The organism is Streptomyces blastmyceticus, assembly GCF_039521185.1.
Classification (GTDB): domain Bacteria; phylum Actinomycetota; class Actinomycetes; order Streptomycetales; family Streptomycetaceae; genus Streptomyces; species Streptomyces blastmyceticus.
On record NZ_BAAABW010000002.1, the window covers coordinates 194,540 to 211,599 of the forward strand.

Below are 17,060 nucleotides of genomic sequence, written 5' to 3' on the forward strand. Positions count from 1 at the left end.
CGTCGGACAGCCGCCTCATGCCCGCACCGAAGACCAGCAGTTTCCAGCAAGCCCGTGAAGCCATTGCCGCCCGCCTGCGCGATCTGCGTCTGGACGCCGAGCTGACCGGGCGCGAGCTGGCCGAACGGTGCGGCTGGAGCGAGTCGAAATCCTCGCGGATCGAGAACGCCAAGACGCCGCCGTCCGCTTCCGACATTCGCAAGTGGTGTTCCGCCTGCGGGGCGGACGATCAGGCATCCGACCTGATCGTTGCGAACCGTACGGCCGACTCCATGTACGTCCAGTGGAAGCGCCTTCACCGGACGGGCATCAGGCGCCACCAGGAGTCGGCTGTCCCGTTGTACGAACAAACGCGTCAGTTCCGCGTCTACTGCTCCAACGTCATCCCCGGCCTCGTGCAGACCGAGGCGTACGCCACGGCGCTCTTGTCCACCATCAGCGACTTCCAGGGCACCCCGAACGATGCCCCGGAGGCCGCAGCAGCGCGTGTCGAGCGCTCGCACGTCATTCGGCAAGGGCGTCATCGCTTCGCTCTGCTGATGGAGGAAGACGTGCTGTATCACCGTTTCGGCGATGCCGAGGTGATGGCGGGCCAGCTCGGCTACCTCCTGGCAGTGATGGCGCTCCCGTCGGTCTCCTTGGGGGTCATTCCTCGTGGCGCTCATCGGCGCATGTGGACGCTGGAGACGTTCATGATCTTCGATGACCATGAGGTGCAGATCGAGCTGCTGACCGCGGAATTCAAGGTTTCCCAGCCGGGTGAGATCACCACCTACGCCAAGGCGTTCTCGCGCCTGTCCGGCATCGCGGTCCACGGGGCAGCAGCACGGGGGCTGATCACCGAGGCGATCGGTTCGCTCGCGTAAACCGCGTGCAAGCTCACGCAAGAGCGTGGATCCGCAACTCCCGTACGCCCTAACGTCTTCGGCATGGGGAGGGCAAATGCCCACTCCAGCCACGAGAAAGCGAGGCAGCCATGGGCAAGAAGGGCGGAGACCACTCCGGCAAGCCGGACACCGCCGGTAGTGACGGGCACCGCGACAAGCCGCCCGGGACGACCAAGCCGTACGAGCCCCCGAAGAAGTGAGGCCGGTGACGTCACAGGAGCAGCTTCTCCAGGAGCTGGAACGCAAGCGCGCCCTCACCCCGGAATGGCGCGGCGCTGTCGCCTCCGTGGACCGCGCCCACTTCATCCCCGACACCTTTGAAGGCCACAACCGGGACGAGAATCCCGACCATTGGCGAAAAGCCGTCTATTCGGACGCGCCACTCGTCACACAGGTCAACGCCGGCAACCCGATCACGGACGGAGAGTTCACTCTCTCCACGTCCTCCTCCTCGATGCCCTCCATCATGCTCGAAATGCTCGACCTGCTCGAAGTCGAAGCCGGGCAGCGGGTCCTGGAAATCGGCACCGGCACCGGCTACAACGCCGCATGGCTCGTCCATCGCCTCGGCGACGTCAATGTGACCACCGTGGAATTCGACGCGGCGATCCTGGCCACAGCCGTGGGCAACCTCAAAAGAGCCGGTTACCACCCCACCACGGTCCTCGGCAACGGCCGGCACGGGCACCCCGAAGGAGCCCCGTACCACCGCATCATCTGTACCTGCACCATGCGCCAAGTGCCGCGATCCTGGCTGGAGCAGTGCCCCGACGGCCGCATCGTCACCCCTTGGGGCAGCAGCTACTTCGCCGCTTCCTTCGTCACGCTCGACGTCAGAGGCGGAAAAGCCCAAGGCCGCCTCTCCGGCAATCCGGCCTTCATGTGGGACCGCACGCAGCGCGCGGGCGCCGGGTACGTCCGGGACTTCTACCGTGGGGAGAAGGGCAGAAAGAGCACGACCGATATCGAGCCCCAGAACGTCATCCAGGATGATCCCGCGTTCTTCATCGCCCTGAGCGTCACCGACGCGTGGCACCGTTGGTGCGAGGCGGACGACGACAGCGGAGAAGCCACGCTGTGGCTCTTCGCGGACGACGGCTCGTCCTGGGCGACGGTCGAGTACGCACCGGGCCAGGACACGTACGAGGTCGAACAGTACGGTCCCCGCGCCCTCTGGGACGAGGTGCGAACCGCGTTTCTCCGCTGGCACGCACTGGGAACCCCGCAACGGTCCCGCTTCGGCCTGACCGTCGACGGCGACGGTCAGCGCGTGTGGCTCGACAATCCGCGCAGCACGGTCAATTGAATGCAAAAACGGCCGGAGAAGGAGCTTCCCCTCTCCGGCCGCTCGTTTACTTAGGCGGGGTGATCCACACCTGGTCGAGGTGCCCGTCGCACTTGTTGCCGGCCTCGCAGGAGATCTTTATATGGTTCGTGCCCTTGTTGAGGTCGACACGGGTCCAGGTCTCCATCCAGTTGCTGGACCACTCGCCTTCCTTCGTATTGCCGAAGTTGCCCAGCTTTATGGCCAGATCGTTGCGCTTGCCGTTGACGGTGACAGCGAGGTCCGCATCCTTGCCGGGGACGCCGTAGTGGAGGTAGAGCCGGTATTCGCCGGTGCTCGGGAGGTCCACCTCCCATTCGACGCCCGCGCCCTGCTGGTCCAGCCCCTTGACGTAAGCACCGTGGGCGGCCTTGGCGCCCGCCACGGCCGTCTCGGTGCCCGCGCCGCCTATGAGGCGCAGACTCGCCGCGTCCCGGTTGAGAAGGCCCGCCGCCGAAGAATTGCTCGGCTCGTCCTTCTTGTCCGGCTCCTTCGACTTCGCGCCGTCCTGCGGCTTCGGCTTGTTGTCGCCGCCGTCCGCGTTGGTCTTGGACGTGTCGTTGCCGCTGTTGGTGATCATCGCCGCGCCGATGCCGCCCGCCACGACCACCACGACGGCTATCGCGGCGATGAGCAGGCCGCGCCGCTTCGGGCGCTGGGGGCCGCCATGGCCGCCGTGACCGCCGGAAGGGGGGCCCGGCTGGCGCGGGGTGCCGCCGGGGAGGGTTTCGGGGGCCGCGTAGTGCGGGGCGGGCTGGTGCGGGGGCTGCTGGCCGCCGTACGTCTGGTTCTGCTGGCCGTACTGCCGCGAGCCGACCGTGCGGACCTGGTGGTAGGACGTGCGGGGGACGCCGGGCTGGTGCGCGGCCGGGCCGCTGTCCGTGTTCCCGTCACCGCCCTCCGAGCGGTACAGGTGCGCGAACGGGTCGTCGCCCTCCGGCGTTCCCGAACCGTTGTTACCGGCCGTCATCCCCTGTCACTCCCAACCTGGTGCCCACCGGCGCTCACGTGCGTGAGCGCCCCGGACCGCCGCTGCCGAGCCGGGGCGGCCCGAGGCATCCACGCGGTCCGGATGGCCATTTTTCACGATCGATTCACGTCGGCGACAGTGCCGCATTCGGCGCAGCCTACCCCGATATCGCGGGCCCACGCCGTGGTACGGACCTCAGCCCGCCCGCCGCCCCGCCTTGGCGCGTGACCGTTTTTCGACGTACATCCGCTGATCCGCGGAGCGGAGCACCTCGTCGGCCGACATTCCGCAGCCCGCCCAGCCGATCCCGAAGCTCGCGCCGACGCGCACGGCCCGGCCGTCGACCCTTATCGGCGGGATGATCGCGTTGCGCAGCCGGACCGCGAGATCCTCGGCGTCCGCCTGGCCGAGGCCGTCGGCGAGGACGACGAATTCGTCGCCGCCGAGCCGGGCCACGGTGTCCCCTTCGCGCACGCCGTCGGTCAGGCGGCGGGCGACCTCGATGAGGACGGCGTCGCCGGTGTGGTGCCCGAAACGGTCGTTGATGGACTTGAAGCCGTCGAGGTCGCAGAAGAGCACGGCCAGGCCCTTGGTCCCGTCGTCCTCGGAATCCTCGTCGGGCGCGACGGTGTGCACATGGCCCGGATAGGGAGCGCCGCCGTGTTCCGCGCCGAATTCGCCGGTGGCGCTGTCGGGGGCGAAATCGGACGCGTAGTCGGCGGCGAAATCGGGGGCGTAATCCGGCCCGAGGTCGGAGCCGAAGCCGTGTCCGTACTGCTTGTACGCCGTGCTCTCGACCTCGTCGAAGCCGTCGAGGGAGCCGTACGGGGCGGCGGCCACCGCCGCGTGCTCCTCGGACCGGGCCGGGGTGCCGCACAGCCGGCTGCTGAGGCGGGCGCGCAGCTCGGCGCTGTTGGGCAGGCCGGTCAGGGAGTCGTGGCTGGCGCGGTGGGCTAGTTGGAGCTCGTGGCGCTTGCGTTCCTCGATGTCCTCGACGTGGGTGAGGAGATAGCGCGGGCCGTCGGCGGCGTCGGCCACCACGGAATTGCGCAGGGACACCCAGACATAGCTGCCGTCGCGGCGGCCGAGGCGCAGTTCGGCGCGGCCGCCCTCGGCGGAGGTGCGCAGGAGGGTGCCTATGTCCTCGGGGTGGACGAGGTCGGAGAAGGAATAGCGGCGCATCTGGGAGGCGGACCGGCCGAGCAGCCGGCACAGGGCGTCGTTGGTGCGGTGCAGCCGCCCGTGCTGGTCGCCGCCCATCTCGGCGATGGCCATCCCGCTGGGCGCGTACTCGAAGGCCTGGCGGAAGCTTTCCTCACTTGCGCGCAGCGCCTGCTGCTCCCGTTCCAAGCGGACGAGTGCCCTTTGCATGTTTGCGCGCAGCCGAGCGTTGCTGATCGCAATCGCGGCCTGGAACGCGTACATCTGCAGGGCCTCCCGGCCCCAGGCCCCCGGGCGGCGTCCGTTGCGCGGTTTGTCGACGGAGATGACGCCGAGGAGCTCGCCCCCGGCGGTGCCCGCGGTGTACATCGGGGCGAAGAGGCGGTCCATGGGGTGCCACTCGTCCGGGAAGCGCGGCGCGGGCCCGGCGGTGTGCCACTGAGGCACGTCGTCGTCGTCGAGCACCCAGCCCTCGGTGTACGGGATGAAGCGCAGCGAGCCCCACTGGTCGGCCATGGCGAGCCGGCGCTCCCAGGACACCCGGGAGCCGACCCGCCCCGCCATCAGGGCTTCGGCGTGGGCGCTGCCCGCGACTGCGGCCACGACGAGATCCCCGTCGGGGCGTACGAGATTGACCGCCGAAAGCTCATAGCCGAGACCGGCGATGATGCCGTCGGCGACGGTCTGCAAGGTGTCCGCGAGGCTACGTGCCGTGTTCAGATCGGCAACCACCTGATGCAATCCCCGCAAGGTCGCAAGGCGGACGTACGGCTCCGACTCGGTCTCCATCTTCGCTCTCCCCCGAGACCTCGACAGCAACTCCAGGCTTCTTGTCGTCCGTTTATCACGGCCACTGAATCACAGCGAGCTGACCACTCGGTACACAGGGTCAACAATTAGCGCCCTCTGTGACTCATGTCACACTGCGTGATGAAGTCCGGCTACTGGCGTTCGAGTGCGCTCTTATGCTTCGTGAACGCAAATCCGAAACCCATACGACACCCATATGGACGCCATCCGGAAGCGAATCGGATGACACTCGAAGCGCATTCGGCCACGCATTGGCGCGATTCGGTCGCGGAGCGCGAGGATCCGCGGGCGGCCGAGGGTTTTGCCCGGGAGGCACCTTTTAGGCGGGCCCTTTCGACCTAGGACCCGGCTGGTCCTGAAGCCCGATGCGGGGAAACGGCGCGGCGGCTAGCGTGCACAGCGTGTTGCAGACGACTACGCCCCACGAGACCGCCATACCCCATGCTGAAGGGGTGAGCGCCGACGAGTTCCGTGCCGCCCTCGCCCGCCTCGCCGCGGGCGTCGTGCTGGTGACCGCCCACGACGCCGAGCACGGTCCGCACGGCGAGGACGTCGGCATGACGGCGACCGCGTTCCTGTCCGTCTCCCTCGATCCGCCGCTGGTGATGGTGAGCGTCCGCAACGACTCCCGCATGGACGACCTCCTGGAACGGCAGCCGCTGTGGGCGGTGTCCGTCCTCTCCGAGAGCCAGCGGCACATCGCGGGCCGCTTCGCGATGAAGGGCCGGATCAGCGACCGGCTGCTGTTCGAGGACATCCCCTACGAGTCCGGGGAGGCGACGGGCGCTCCGCTGGTACGGGGCGCGCTGGCCGTCCTGGAGTGCCGGACCGAGCAGCGGGTCGTGGCGGGGGACCACACGCTGGTGATCGGCCGGGTGCTGACGGCGGGGGCGCCGAGCACGGAGGGCGGGCCGCTGACGTACTTCCAGGGGCGCTACCGGCGACTGGCCTGAGGTCTTCGGAAGGGGGCGATGCAGTCCCGGCAGGCACGTTCAAGGAGGGCGGGCTCAGCCCCAATCCCGCCCCGACCGGCCGCGCTTGGTGTCGCCGCGCTGCTTCTTCTCGCGCAGCCGGCGCTCGTTGATGCCGCGCGGGATCTTCGTGGCCCGCCGCGGCCGGGGCGGGGGCGCGGACGCCTCGGCGAGGAGCGCGGCCAGCCGGACGGCCGCGGTCTCGCGGTTGCGCCACTGGGAGCGGTGCTCCGACGCCCGTACGGTCACCACGCCGCCCACCAGCCGGCCCGCGAGCTTCGCGAGGGCGCGCTCCTTCCACACGGGAGGCAGCTCGTCGGTGGCGGCGAGGTCGAAGCGGAGCTCGACCTGGCTGTCGCTGGTGTTGACGTGCTGGCCACCGGGGCCCGAGGAGCGCGAGAAACGCCACATGAGCTCGGCCTCCGGGAGGGAGACGGAGCCGCGGATGACGTAGGGACCGGACATGTCCCCCATGATCCCGCGCCGGGGCCCGGGCCGTCACCCCGTTTTGCGCCCGGCGGCGGGCAGCGGCGCCACCCCGGGCAATGACCCATCAGGAAATGGCAAAGAAAGTAAAGCTGCCTGGAACCCTGGGTCCCCCGGACGGCGTTATCAAGGGTGACGGTGACCCGCGGTCGGGGTCGCAGCGTTTCCATCAGAAAGGGACATTTCCCATGGCTGTAAGCCTGTCCAAGGGCGGTAACGTCTCCCTCACCAAGGAGGCCCCGGGCCTGACGGCCGTCTCGGTCGGCCTCGGCTGGGACGTCCGCACCACCACCGGCACGGACTTCGACCTCGACGCGAGCGCGATCGCCGTGAACCCCGCGGGCAAGGTCTACTCCGACGCCCACTTCGTCTTCTTCAACAACAAGTCGACGCCGGACCAGTCCATCGTCCACACCGGCGACAACACCACCGGCCAGGGCGACGGCGACGACGAGTCGATCAACGTCAACCTCGCCGCGCTCCCGGCCGACGTGGAGAAGATCGTCTTCCCGGTCTCCATCTACGACGCGGTGACCCGCAGCCAGAACTTCGGCCAGGTCCGCAACGCGTACATCCGCATCGTCAACCAGGCCGGCGGCGCGGAGATCGCCCGCTACGACCTCAGCGAGGACGCGGCGACGGAGACGGCCATGGTCTTCGGCGAGCTCTACCGCAACGGCTCGGACTGGAAGTTCCGCGCCGTGGGCCAGGGTTACGCGTCGGGTCTGGTCGGCATCGCGCAGGACTTCGGCGTCAACGTCTGACGCTGACGCGCCGATAAAAGGCCGATACCAGGTCGCCACAAGTGAGAAGGCCGGCTCCGCGGGAGCCGGCCTCTTGCGCCCCCGCTAGCGCGTCAGCACCACCTTGCCCTCCGCCTCCCGTGATTCCAGGGCCGCATGGGCGGCCGCCGCCCCGCTGAGCGGGAAGCGGGTGATGGGCGGGATGAGGCGGCCCTCGGACGCCTCCGACAGGGCGCGGGCCGCCAACTCGTGCCATCCGCCTGCCGGGAGCGAGTTCGGACCTATGGCCCACGTCGCGGTCAGCTGGCGTTCCACGAGGTCGCGGGTGTGGATCTCGGTGGGCTCTCCGGAGGCCCAGCCGTGGAGGAGGAAGCGGCCGCCGGGGCCGAGCAGTTCCAGGGCCCGGCGTCCGGAGGTGCCGCCCACCCCGTCGAGGACCACGGTCACCTCGCGTCCGCCCAGTGCTTCCCGTACGCGTACGGGCCAGTCGTCTTCCCGGTAGTCGACGGCGACGTCGGCGCCCAGCGCGCGGACGCGCTCCACCTTCGCGGGGCCCCCGGCCGCTCCGACGACGACGGCGCCGGCAGCTCGCGCGGCCTGCACGAACAGGCTGCCCAGACCACCGGCGGCGGACATCACCAGCACGACGTCGCGAGAGGTGAGCCGCGCGACGCCGAGCACTCCCTGGGCCGTGGCACCGGTGGTCAGGACGGCGACGGCGGTGTCGAAATCAAGACGGTCGGGGATCGGGTGCAGGGCGCCGATGTCGGCGATCGCCTGTTCCGCGTAGCCGCCCTCCGCCCCCAGCTTGGCCACGACCCGGCGGCCCAGCCACCCGGTGTCCGCTCCGGGCCCCACCGCGTCGACGACTCCGGCGACCTCCCCGCCGGGGACGATCGGCAGGGCCGGGGGCCGGTGCGGGCCGACGGCGATGCCCCGGCGAAGTCTGGTCTCGATGAAGTGGACACCGCTCGACCGCACGTCGATCCGCACCTGCCCCTCGGCGGGGTCGGGGTCGGGGACCTCCTCGTAGGTCAGGTTCTCGGCAGGGCCGAAGGCGTGCAGTCGCACCGCGTGCATGGCGTCGTCTCCTCGAGCGGGGCGCCGCCCGGGCTGTGCGGCGCCTGACGCCATCATGGAACCTCAACCAAGATTGAGATCAAGAGCGGGCCGGAAAGCGGCCGGGAGAATAGGAGAGGCCGGGCACTTCGGCACACAGGTCACGGACGGCGGCCGGCGCGTAACCGGGCCGCCGGCAGCAGAGTTGGGCAGCTCCGGGGCGGGTACGTAGTACCCAAGGAGGGGATCCCGTGGAGACAGGACACACGCACCATGGACGACGGCGACTCACTCGACCGCATCCTCGCCGCGGCGATCGGCGACCGGGATCGGGAGTACGAGCGCTGCCCGGACTGCCGGCATCCGCTGAAGGTGGTCGTCGTCGCCGAGCACCCCGGCGACACCACCTCACCGGTGATCGTCCGTGGCGTCTGCCCCAGCTGCCCCAGAGGGTTGAGCGCCGTCACCCCCTGACGCCCCTGGCACTCGCCTGCCCGAACTGCCAGAACATGATGCAGCAGATGGGCAACGGCGTGTACAAGTGCTGGAACTGCGGATACACGAGCACCGGCTGACCGCCCCGGCGGCGTACCGGCCCCGCACGCCCCGCCGCGGCCCCCCCGCGCCGCCCGGGGGCCTCCGCGCGCCGCCCGCCGGGGAACCGCCGAGGATGCGGGCCGGGCGGAATGCGGCGATGCTGGGTGCGTCAGCGTTCCGTAAGGAGGACGGCCATGTCCATGCTCGACAAGCTCAAGGGCCTGCTCAAGGGCCATGAGGACACAGCCCGGCAAGGCGTCGAGAAGGCCGGTGACGCCTTCGACGCGAAGACGGGCAACAAGTACCAGAGCCAGACCGACACGGTCCAGCAGAAGCTCAACGAGCAGATCGGCAACCAGCCGCCGACGGACGAGCAGCGGTAGCCCTTACCTTCGTCCGACACCTGAGGCCGTAGCCTCACGCACCTGAGCAGTCCTGCCCCGAACACCGGGCAGGACTGCTCAGGTGCGTTTTCGTGTGCCCGGACGGGCCCGGACCGGCCCGGACGACCTCCCGGCCCGTCCGGTATTTGAGACGCGCCCGCGGGGCGCCGGGGCGCCCCGAAACAAACCCCCGTCCCAGTTCACCGCATAGCGGAATCAAACAACCGCACTTCGGAGAACGGGAGATCAAATCCTTGTTGCGCCCCTGTCAATGACGCCCAATCAATGACACTCTCTCCTCAATTCGCTCCTGCACCACACCTGCACCACACCTGCACCACAGGGCGGTCGTACACCCGGCTGCTCCAACCCCCCTCATAGGAGACAGAGTTGAGAAGCATCACCTCCACCTCCCGTAAGAACACCCTGCGCGCCGCCGCCCTCGTCGCATCGGCGGCCATGGTCGTCGTCGGAGTGCAGAGCGGCTCGGCGACCGCCAAGACCGACCGCGAGAACGGCGCGCAGGCACTCGCGCTCTCCGCGGGGCAGCGGTCGGCCGCGCTCAAGAGCGCGCAGACGGAGGCCGGAAGCACCGCCGCCAGGATCGGCCTCGGTGGCAAGGAGAAGCTGGTCGTCCGCGATGTCATCAAGGACGCGGACGGCACGGTGCACACCCGCTACGAGCGGACGTACGAGGGGCTGCCGGTGCTCGGCGGCGACCTGGTCGTGCACGAGACGAAGAGCGGCTCGCGCAGCGTCGACAAGGCGACCGACGCCGACATATCCGTGCCCACGACGACGCCCTCCCTCGCGCCGTCCGCCGCGAAGAAGAGCGCGCTGAGCGCCTCCGCGGAGGAGAAGAACGCCAAGACCGACAGCCAGGCCCCGCGCAAGGTCGTCTGGGCGGCGAGCGGCAAGCCGGTCCTGGCCTACGAGACCGTGGTGACGGGCGTCCAGAAGGACGGCACGCCGAGCAAGCTGCACGTCATCACGGACGCGTCGACGGGCAAGAAGCTGTTCCAGCGCGAGGCCATCGAGACGGGCACGGGCACCAGCACCTACAGCGGCAACGTCCCGCTGACCACGACGAAGACCGGTTCGGGCTTCCAGCTCGAGGACGGCGCGCGCGGCGGCCACAAGACGTACGACCTCAACCAGGGGACGTCCGGCACCGGTTCGCTGTACACCAACTCCACCGACACCTGGGGCGGCGGCCGCCAGACCGCGGGCGTCGACGCGCACTACGGCGCGGCCGTCACCTGGGACTTCTACAAGAACGTCCTCGGCCGCACGGGCATCAAGAACGACGGCAAGGCCGCCTACTCCCGCGTCCACTACGGCGACAACTACGTCAACGCCTTCTGGGACGACGAGTGCTTCTGCATGACGTACGGCGACGGTGAGAACAACAGCCACCCGCTGACCTCGCTCGACGTGGCCGCCCACGAGATGAGCCACGGTGTCACCTCGGCGACGGCCGGCCTGAACTACAGCGGCGAGTCCGGTGGCCTCAACGAGGCGACCTCGGACATCTTCGGCACCGCCGCCGAGTTCTACGCCAACAACGGCACCGACAAGGGCGACTACCTCATCGGTGAGGCCATCAACATCAACGGCGACGGCACACCGCTGCGCTACATGGACAAGCCGAGCAAGGACGGCGCGTCGAAGGACTACTGGTCGTCGAGCCTCGGCAACATCGACGTCCACTACTCCTCCGGCCCCGCCAACCACTTCTTCTACCTGCTGTCCGAGGGCAGCGGCACGAAGACGATCAACGGCGTGACCTACAACAGCCCCACCTACAACAACTCCAAGCTCGCCGGTATCGGCCGGGACAAGGCCACCAAGATCTGGTACAAGGCGCTGACCACGTACTTCACCTCCACCACCAACTACAAGGCCGCCCGCGCGGGCACCCTGAAGGCCACCGCGGACCTCTACGGCGCCACCAGCGCGGAGTACAAGGCGGTCGCGGCCACCTGGACGGCGATCAACGTCAAGTGACCGGCCCGGAGTGACTCCGGCACCCCTCCCGTGATCCGCCCGGACCGCGCCCCCACCGCCCAGGAAGGCGGGGGCGCGGTCCGGTGCGTACCGGGGGCGGCGGGCCCCCGGCCCGTACGTTTACGCGTACACCTCCCGGCCGTGACACCATCGAAGCGTGATCGACCTCGGCTACTCGCTTTCGCGCCGCTTCCCCGACCCGCCGCAGACGGACTACCGCACCGCGGACGTGCGGGCGCTGCGGCACGACCTCTTCTGCGGTGACGTCTACATCGCCGACGTGAAGTCGGACCGCGAGCTGTCCACAGCCTGGGGATGGGTGCCGGTCCTGGACTTCGCCTGGGCGCTGTGCGACATCCTCGAACAGGTCGACCGGGACCCCCGGGGCAACCGCTCGGCGGTCCCGCAGTACGCCGAGCTGGACTTCACCGAGTCGACCGACCGGATGCTCTTCGCCCGGCGCTTCGGGTGGGTGGAGGTGGAGGCCGACTGGATGCCGGCGGACGAGCCCCCGCTCACCTTCAACCACCGGGCGCTGCGGCGCGAGGCCCGGGACTTCCTGCACGACCTGATCGCCGATCTGTCGGACATGCACGAGGGCCTCGCCGACAACCCGGTGATCTGGGACCTCCAGGCCCGCTTCCCGCGGGTCTGACTCCCCGAGGTCACCCGAACCCGAGCGGCGGCTCCACCCTGACGCCTATCTGCGCGGCGAAGGCCGGGGCGAGATCCAGCAGTTGGGACGGGCTGATGACCGCGCCCGAAAGCTGCTCGATCCCCCGCGCGATGTCCAGCTCGCCGACCTCCCGCAGGTCGACGTCCTTCATCCGGGCGGCGCTGAAGTCGACGCGCCGCAGCGCGCAGTCGCGGAAGACGACGCGCTCCAGGACGGCTCCGCCGAAATCCGCCTCCACGAGGACACAACCCTCGAACGTGACGTCCTTCAGCCCGGCCTTGCGCAGATTCAGGTAGTCGATCTTGCCGCCGCGGACCACCACCCGCTCCAGGGCCGCGCCGTGCAGTTGCGTCCCGCCGAGCCGGGCGTCGCGCACCTCCACGTCGCGCAGACCGGCCCCGGCCAGGTCGGTGCCCACCCCGCGGACCCCGTCCAGGACGCAGTCCACGAACCGCGCCCGGCCCATCCGGGCCTCGTCCAGCACACAGCGGCTCATCGCGCAGTCCAGGAAGTGCGCGCCGCGGGCGCTCTGCCCGGTGAAGTCGGCCTCGGTGAACTCCAGGCCGTCGTAGTCGCCCTCCGGCTCCAGCCCACATCCCTCGTACGGCCGCAGCGGTGGCAGCCGCACCTCTGGGAGTCTGGCCATGGGGGCCGCCTTCCGCGGCCTCGCCCTGCCCTGTGCCCTCTCGTCCATCGCCATGCACCCACGGTGGCACACGGCACTGACAACGCCTCTGACCTGGACTTATGCCCTTATCAACGGCGCCCCGCCGCCGAGGAGGAACACCATGCACGCGATCCGGCTGCACGCCTTCGGTCCCGCAGAGAACCTCACGTACGAGAAGACCGACGACCCCGTGCCGGGCCCCGGCCAGGTCCGGATCGCGGTCGGCGCGGCGGGTGTGCACCTCGTCGACACGACCTTGCGGCGGGGCGAGACGAAGGGCCCGCACAAGCCGCCGGAGCTGCCCGCGATCCTCGGTCACGAGATCGCGGGCACGGTCGAGGCGCTCGGCCCGGGCACCGACCCGGCGTGGCTCGGCCGCCGTGTCGTCGCCCATCTGGGCCAGGTACCGGGGGGCTACGCGCAGCTCACGGTCAGCGACGCCGACAAGCTGCACGACATCCCCGAAGGGCTCGCCGACGACCACGCCGTCACCATGGTCGGCACCGGCCGCACGGCTCTGGGCGTCCTCGCCTTCGCGGAACCGGCCGCCGACGACGTGGTCGTGATCCTGGCCGCCGCGGGTGGTCTCGGCACGCTGCTCGTGCAGCACACGAAGCGCGCGGGCGCCACCGTCGTCGGCCTCGCCGGCGGGTCCGCGAAGGTGGAACGCGTACGGGAGCTGGGCGCCGACATCGCCCTCGACTACACGGATCCGGCGTGGCCGGAAGCCGCCCGTACGGCGCTCGGCGGGCGGGCCGCGACCGTCGTCCTCGACAGTGTGGGCGGCGAGGCCGCGCGTGCCGCGGTCGGCCTGCTGGGGCGCGGGGGCCGGCATCTGGTCTTCGGCTGGACGTCGGAGCCGGCGGGCGCGGGACCGGTGCCGCCGTTCGCGCCGGAGGAGCTGGCCGCGCGGTCGATCACGTCGACCGGTGTACTCGGGGCGCCGATGATGGAGCGGCTCGGCGGGCCCGCGGGGATGCGCCGTACGCAGGCGGAGTCGTTGGCGCACGCGGCGGCCGGGCGGGTGACTCCGGTCGTCACGCGCTTCCCGCTGGCGGAGGCGGCCGCGGCGCACCGGGCGCTGGAGTCGCGCGGGACGGTCGGCAAGGTCGTGCTGATCCCCTGACGGCCGGACGGCTTGATTCCACCCAAGGGAACCCTCATCGCGGCGACGCGGAGTCGATTCGTCCGGATTTCATGGGCGAAAACAAGCCGCCTCCGACGAGCACGCGCCCCCCATCGGGCCTAGTCTGGATGGCGCGCACAACCGCATACGTATACGCACCGCGCACAACCGCATACGCACCGGATCGGATGCGAGAGCAGGTTCCGATGAGCTCCACGAATACGGGCCCCATACCTCCACTGTCCACCGCTCAGCCCGAGTGCGACCCCCGCCGCTGGTGGGGGCTGGTCGTCATCGCCGTCGCGCAGCTCATGGTCGTCCTCGACGCGACCATCGTGAACATCGCGCTGCCGTCCGCGCAGCGCGCCCTCCACATGTCCGACGGGAACCGGCAGTGGGTGATCACCGCCTACACCCTCGCGTTCGGCGGTCTGCTGCTGCTCGGCGGCAAGATCGCCGACCTGGTCGGGCGCAAGCTCACCTTCATGACCGGGCTCGTCGGCTTCGCCGCCGCGTCCGCGCTCGGCGGTGCCGCGCAGACGTCGGGGCTGCTCTTCATGTCCCGGGCGCTCCAGGGCGCGTTCGGGGCGCTGCTGGCGCCGTCCGCGCTGTCCTTGCTGACCACGACGTTCACTGACGTGCGCGAGCGCAGCAAGGCGTTCGGCATCTACGGCGCGATCGCGGGCGGCGGTTCGGCCATCGGGCTGATCGCCGGCGGTCTGCTGACCGAGTACCTGAACTGGCGCTGGTGCCTGTACGTGAACGTCCCGATCGCGGTCATCGCCTTCCTGGGCGCCGGGGCGTTCCTCCGCGACGACCGCCGCCGTGGCGAGGGCAGGCCGCGGCTGGACATCCCGGGCGTCCTCCTGGGCTGCGGGGGGCTCGTGGCGATCGTCTACGGCTGCAGCGAGGCCGAGCCCCGCGGCTGGAGCGACACGCGCGTGCTCGGGCTGCTGTTCGGGGGCGCGGCGCTGCTGGGGCTGTTCACCTGGTGGCAGACGCGGGCGCCGAGCCCTCTGCTGCCGCTGCGCATACTGCGCAACCGCAACCGCGCGGGCGCGGTCATGACGATGGCGCTCGCGGTCATCGCCATGTTCGGGATGTTCCTGTTCATGACGTACTACCTCCAGGTCGTGTGCGGCTATTCCCCGGTCAAGACGGGGCTGGCCTTCCTGCCGCTGACCGCCGCGATCATCATCGCCTCCACCCAGATCTCCGCGCGGCTGATGACCCATGTGCCGCCGCGGGCGCTGATCGTGCCCGGTGCGCTGTTCGCGGCGTCCGGTCTCTTCCTGCTGACCTTCCTGCCGGTGGAACCCGCGTTCACCTCGCACGTCCTGCCGTCCGAGATCCTGGTGGGCCTGGGGATGGGCCTGATCTTCATGCCGGTGATGGCCACCGCGACGTCGGGCGTGGCACCGCGGGACTCCGGGGTCACGTCCGCCACGGTCAACACCGCTCAGCAGGTGGGGGGTTCCATCGGCACGGCGCTCCTCAACACGATCGCCACCTCCACCAGTGCCACATACGTCGCGGCCCACTTGAGGACCGCCGCAGCCGAGGCGGGCGGGCGCCTGACCCCCGCCGTGCGGGACACCGTCGTGAAGACGGGCGTGGTCCACGGCTTCAACGTCGCCATCGCGTGGGCCTCGGGCATCATGCTCCTCGCCGCCGTGGTCGGCGGCCTGATGGTCACCACGGGCGCACCCAAGCACGCAGCCCCGGCAACTCCCGCCGACCCCGCGCGGGCGGAGGCGGAGGAACGCCATCACATGCGCGCCTACGAACCCGGCGAGCCCACGGGCTGATCCCGCGCGCCAACTCCCGTGTCGCGCACGGAAATCCCATACAGGGCCGCATATCATGCACCTGGCCCTGTAAAGCGATTCCGGTCAGCTCACGACGAGCAGTCCGCGGTCCGTGTTGTTCAGGCGGCGCCCGCCCGATTCGGTGCAGACGACAATGTCCTCGACACGGACCCCGAAGCGGCCCGGGAGATAAATGCCCGGCTCGATCGAGAAACTCATTCCCGGCCGCAACGGCAGGTGCTCGCCCTCGACCAGATAGGGCGGCTCGTGGGTCGTCACGCCGATGCCGTGGCCGGTGCGGTGGATGAAGTATTCGCCGTAGCCGGCGGCCCGGATGACCTTGCGGGCCGCGCGGTCGATCTCCTGGCACGCCACCCCGGGCCGCACGGCCTCGAACGCCACCTGCTGCGCCTCGCGCACGACGTCGTGCACCTTGCGCTCCTCGGCGGTCGGCTCGCCCACGTGGACGGTACGGGTGGTGTCGGAGCCGTAGCCGTCCATGAGGCCGCCGAAGTCCATGACGACCATGTCGCCGTTCTCGATGACCTGGTCGCCCGCGTCGTGGTGCGGGTTAGCGCTGTGCGCCCCGGCGCCGACCACCGTGAAGTCGACCCGGCTGTGGCCGTGTTCGCGCAGCAGCCGGGCCAGGTCCGCCGCCACGTCCTTCTCCCGCCGCCCCGCGAACCGCAGGCTCACGATGTCCTCGTACGCGGCGTCCGCCGCCGCGCCCGCCGCCGCGAGCCGCTCCACCTCGTACGCGTCCTTGACCGCGCGCAGCATCGGCAGCAGCTCCGTGAACGCCCCGAAGGAGACGCCGGGACAGGCCCGCTGGAAGGCCAGCAGGTGCAGCGCCCAGGCGCTGTCCGAGATGCCGTAGCGGCCCCGCGGGTCGAACAGCGGCGCGAGGGCGGCGTACGGATCCTGGCCGTCCGTCCAGCCGGTGATCGTCAACGCGTGGGCGCCCGGTGCCCGTTCGGCGTCCGGCGCCTCCAGGGCCGGGACCAGCAGCTGCGGCCGGCGGCCGGACACCAGCAGCAGCGCGGTGAGCCGCTCCGTGGTGTGCGGGCGGTAGCCCGTCAGCCAGGTGAGGTCGGGGCCCGGCGTGACCAGCAGACCGGCGAGACCGGCCTCGGCGGCCGAGACGGCGGCCCGCTCCATGCGGGCGGCCAGGACCATGGACCCCTCGGGCGCCCCGTAGGGGTCGGGCACGGCGGCATCGCTCATGAAGGCAGCGTAATCCGGACGGAGGCGGTCGGCAGCGCAGCTCTCTACCTCACGGGTGAGAGCCCCTCATCCGCCCGGATGAGAAGCACCCCGACCCAGGACCGATTTCCCCCGGATTTCATTGTGGGCGGGAACCCTGCCCCCCTAGCGTGTTGACGCCCGAACTGAACTCATTCCGTTGTCGTTCTTCCGCCGGGCAGCGCTGGACCACACGTTGAAGG

At 70.2% G+C, this 17,060-nt stretch carries 16 protein-coding genes; 10 read left to right on the forward strand and 6 right to left on the reverse strand.

Annotation, left to right across the window (positions count from 1 at the left end):
- Positions 1 to 17 precede the first annotated feature (17 nt).
- Positions 18 to 866 (forward strand): helix-turn-helix domain-containing protein, encoded by an 849-nt coding sequence (locus ABD269_RS02995; protein ID WP_344115733.1) that lies wholly within the window; start codon positions 18 to 20, stop codon positions 864 to 866.
- Positions 867 to 1,092: 226 nt separating this feature from the next.
- Positions 1,093 to 2,193 (forward strand): methyltransferase domain-containing protein, encoded by a 1,101-nt coding sequence (locus tag ABD269_RS03000; RefSeq protein ID WP_344115735.1) that lies wholly within the window; start codon positions 1,093 to 1,095, stop codon positions 2,191 to 2,193.
- Positions 2,194 to 2,239: 46 nt separating this feature from the next.
- Here ABD269_RS03000 and ABD269_RS03005 read toward each other — a convergent pair whose 3' ends face one another.
- Positions 2,240 to 3,181 carry a carbohydrate-binding protein gene (locus ABD269_RS03005; RefSeq protein WP_344115737.1) on the reverse strand — a complete coding sequence of 314 codons (942 nt, stop codon included), beginning with the start codon at positions 3,179 to 3,181 and terminating at the stop codon, positions 2,240 to 2,242.
- 195 nt (positions 3,182 to 3,376) lie between these two features.
- The gene (gene cdgB / locus ABD269_RS03010; RefSeq protein WP_344115739.1) at positions 3,377 to 5,131 is read right to left on the reverse strand and encodes a diguanylate cyclase CdgB; all 1,755 of its coding nucleotides are present in this window, start codon (positions 5,129 to 5,131) and stop codon (positions 3,377 to 3,379) included.
- Between the two features lie 422 nt (positions 5,132 to 5,553).
- Between cdgB and ABD269_RS03015 the strand changes: the two genes are divergently transcribed.
- Positions 5,554 to 6,105, forward strand: coding sequence for a flavin reductase family protein (locus ABD269_RS03015; RefSeq protein WP_301893144.1), 552 nt, complete (start codon positions 5,554 to 5,556; stop codon positions 6,103 to 6,105).
- A 54-nt stretch (positions 6,106 to 6,159) separates the two neighbouring features.
- On the opposite strand, the gene arfB is transcribed toward ABD269_RS03015, so the two are convergent.
- Entirely contained in the window at positions 6,160 to 6,588 is a 429-nt protein-coding gene (gene arfB, locus ABD269_RS03020) for an alternative ribosome rescue aminoacyl-tRNA hydrolase ArfB (protein WP_344115742.1), read from the reverse strand.
- 209 nt (positions 6,589 to 6,797) lie between these two features.
- On the opposite strand from arfB, the gene ABD269_RS03025 reads away from it, so the two are divergent.
- Positions 6,798 to 7,373 carry a TerD family protein gene (locus tag ABD269_RS03025; RefSeq protein ID WP_344115744.1) on the forward strand — a complete coding sequence of 192 codons (576 nt, stop codon included), beginning with the start codon at positions 6,798 to 6,800 and terminating at the stop codon, positions 7,371 to 7,373.
- Between the two features lie 84 nt (positions 7,374 to 7,457).
- On the opposite strand, the gene ABD269_RS03030 is transcribed toward ABD269_RS03025, so the two are convergent.
- Positions 7,458 to 8,432 carry a zinc-binding dehydrogenase gene (locus ABD269_RS03030; protein ID WP_344115746.1) on the reverse strand — a complete coding sequence of 325 codons (975 nt, stop codon included), beginning with the start codon at positions 8,430 to 8,432 and terminating at the stop codon, positions 7,458 to 7,460.
- Positions 8,433 to 8,684: 252 nt separating this feature from the next.
- Here ABD269_RS03030 and ABD269_RS03035 point away from each other — a divergent pair, with 252 nt between their 5' ends.
- The 4 genes from ABD269_RS03035 (at position 8,685) to ABD269_RS03050 (ending at position 11,993) form a co-directional block, all read left to right on the forward strand.
- Positions 8,685 to 8,885, forward strand: a complete 201-nt coding sequence (locus ABD269_RS03035; protein ID WP_116213353.1) for a hypothetical protein — start codon at positions 8,685 to 8,687, stop codon at positions 8,883 to 8,885.
- Positions 8,886 to 9,142: 257 nt separating this feature from the next.
- A complete protein-coding gene (locus ABD269_RS03040; protein WP_116213352.1) occupies positions 9,143 to 9,331 on the forward strand; it encodes an antitoxin in 189 nt (62 codons plus the stop codon).
- Between the two features lie 459 nt (positions 9,332 to 9,790).
- Entirely contained in the window at positions 9,791 to 11,338 is a 1,548-nt protein-coding gene (locus ABD269_RS03045) for a M4 family metallopeptidase (protein ID WP_425572819.1), read from the forward strand.
- Between the two features lie 157 nt (positions 11,339 to 11,495).
- Entirely contained in the window at positions 11,496 to 11,993 is a 498-nt protein-coding gene (locus tag ABD269_RS03050) for a hypothetical protein (RefSeq protein ID WP_344115750.1), read from the forward strand.
- Positions 11,994 to 12,003: 10 nt separating this feature from the next.
- Here the strand turns inward: ABD269_RS03050 and ABD269_RS03055 are convergent, their stop codons facing one another.
- On the reverse strand, positions 12,004 to 12,708 hold the full coding sequence (locus ABD269_RS03055) for a pentapeptide repeat-containing protein (protein ID WP_425572821.1): 705 nt from the start codon (positions 12,706 to 12,708) through the stop codon (positions 12,004 to 12,006).
- A gap of 94 nt (positions 12,709 to 12,802) precedes the next feature.
- On the opposite strand from ABD269_RS03055, the gene ABD269_RS03060 reads away from it, so the two are divergent.
- Together ABD269_RS03060 and ABD269_RS03065 are read left to right on the forward strand one after the other, a co-directional pair.
- The gene (locus ABD269_RS03060) at positions 12,803 to 13,807 is read left to right on the forward strand and encodes a zinc-binding dehydrogenase (RefSeq protein WP_344115754.1); all 1,005 of its coding nucleotides are present in this window, start codon (positions 12,803 to 12,805) and stop codon (positions 13,805 to 13,807) included.
- A 206-nt stretch (positions 13,808 to 14,013) separates the two neighbouring features.
- Positions 14,014 to 15,615, forward strand: a complete 1,602-nt coding sequence (locus ABD269_RS03065; RefSeq protein WP_344115756.1) for an MFS transporter — start codon at positions 14,014 to 14,016, stop codon at positions 15,613 to 15,615.
- 84 nt (positions 15,616 to 15,699) lie between these two features.
- On the opposite strand, the gene ABD269_RS03070 is transcribed toward ABD269_RS03065, so the two are convergent.
- On the reverse strand, positions 15,700 to 16,839 hold the full coding sequence (locus ABD269_RS03070; RefSeq protein WP_425572815.1) for an aminopeptidase P family protein: 1,140 nt from the start codon (positions 16,837 to 16,839) through the stop codon (positions 15,700 to 15,702).
- Positions 16,840 to 17,060: the final 221 nt, after the last annotated feature.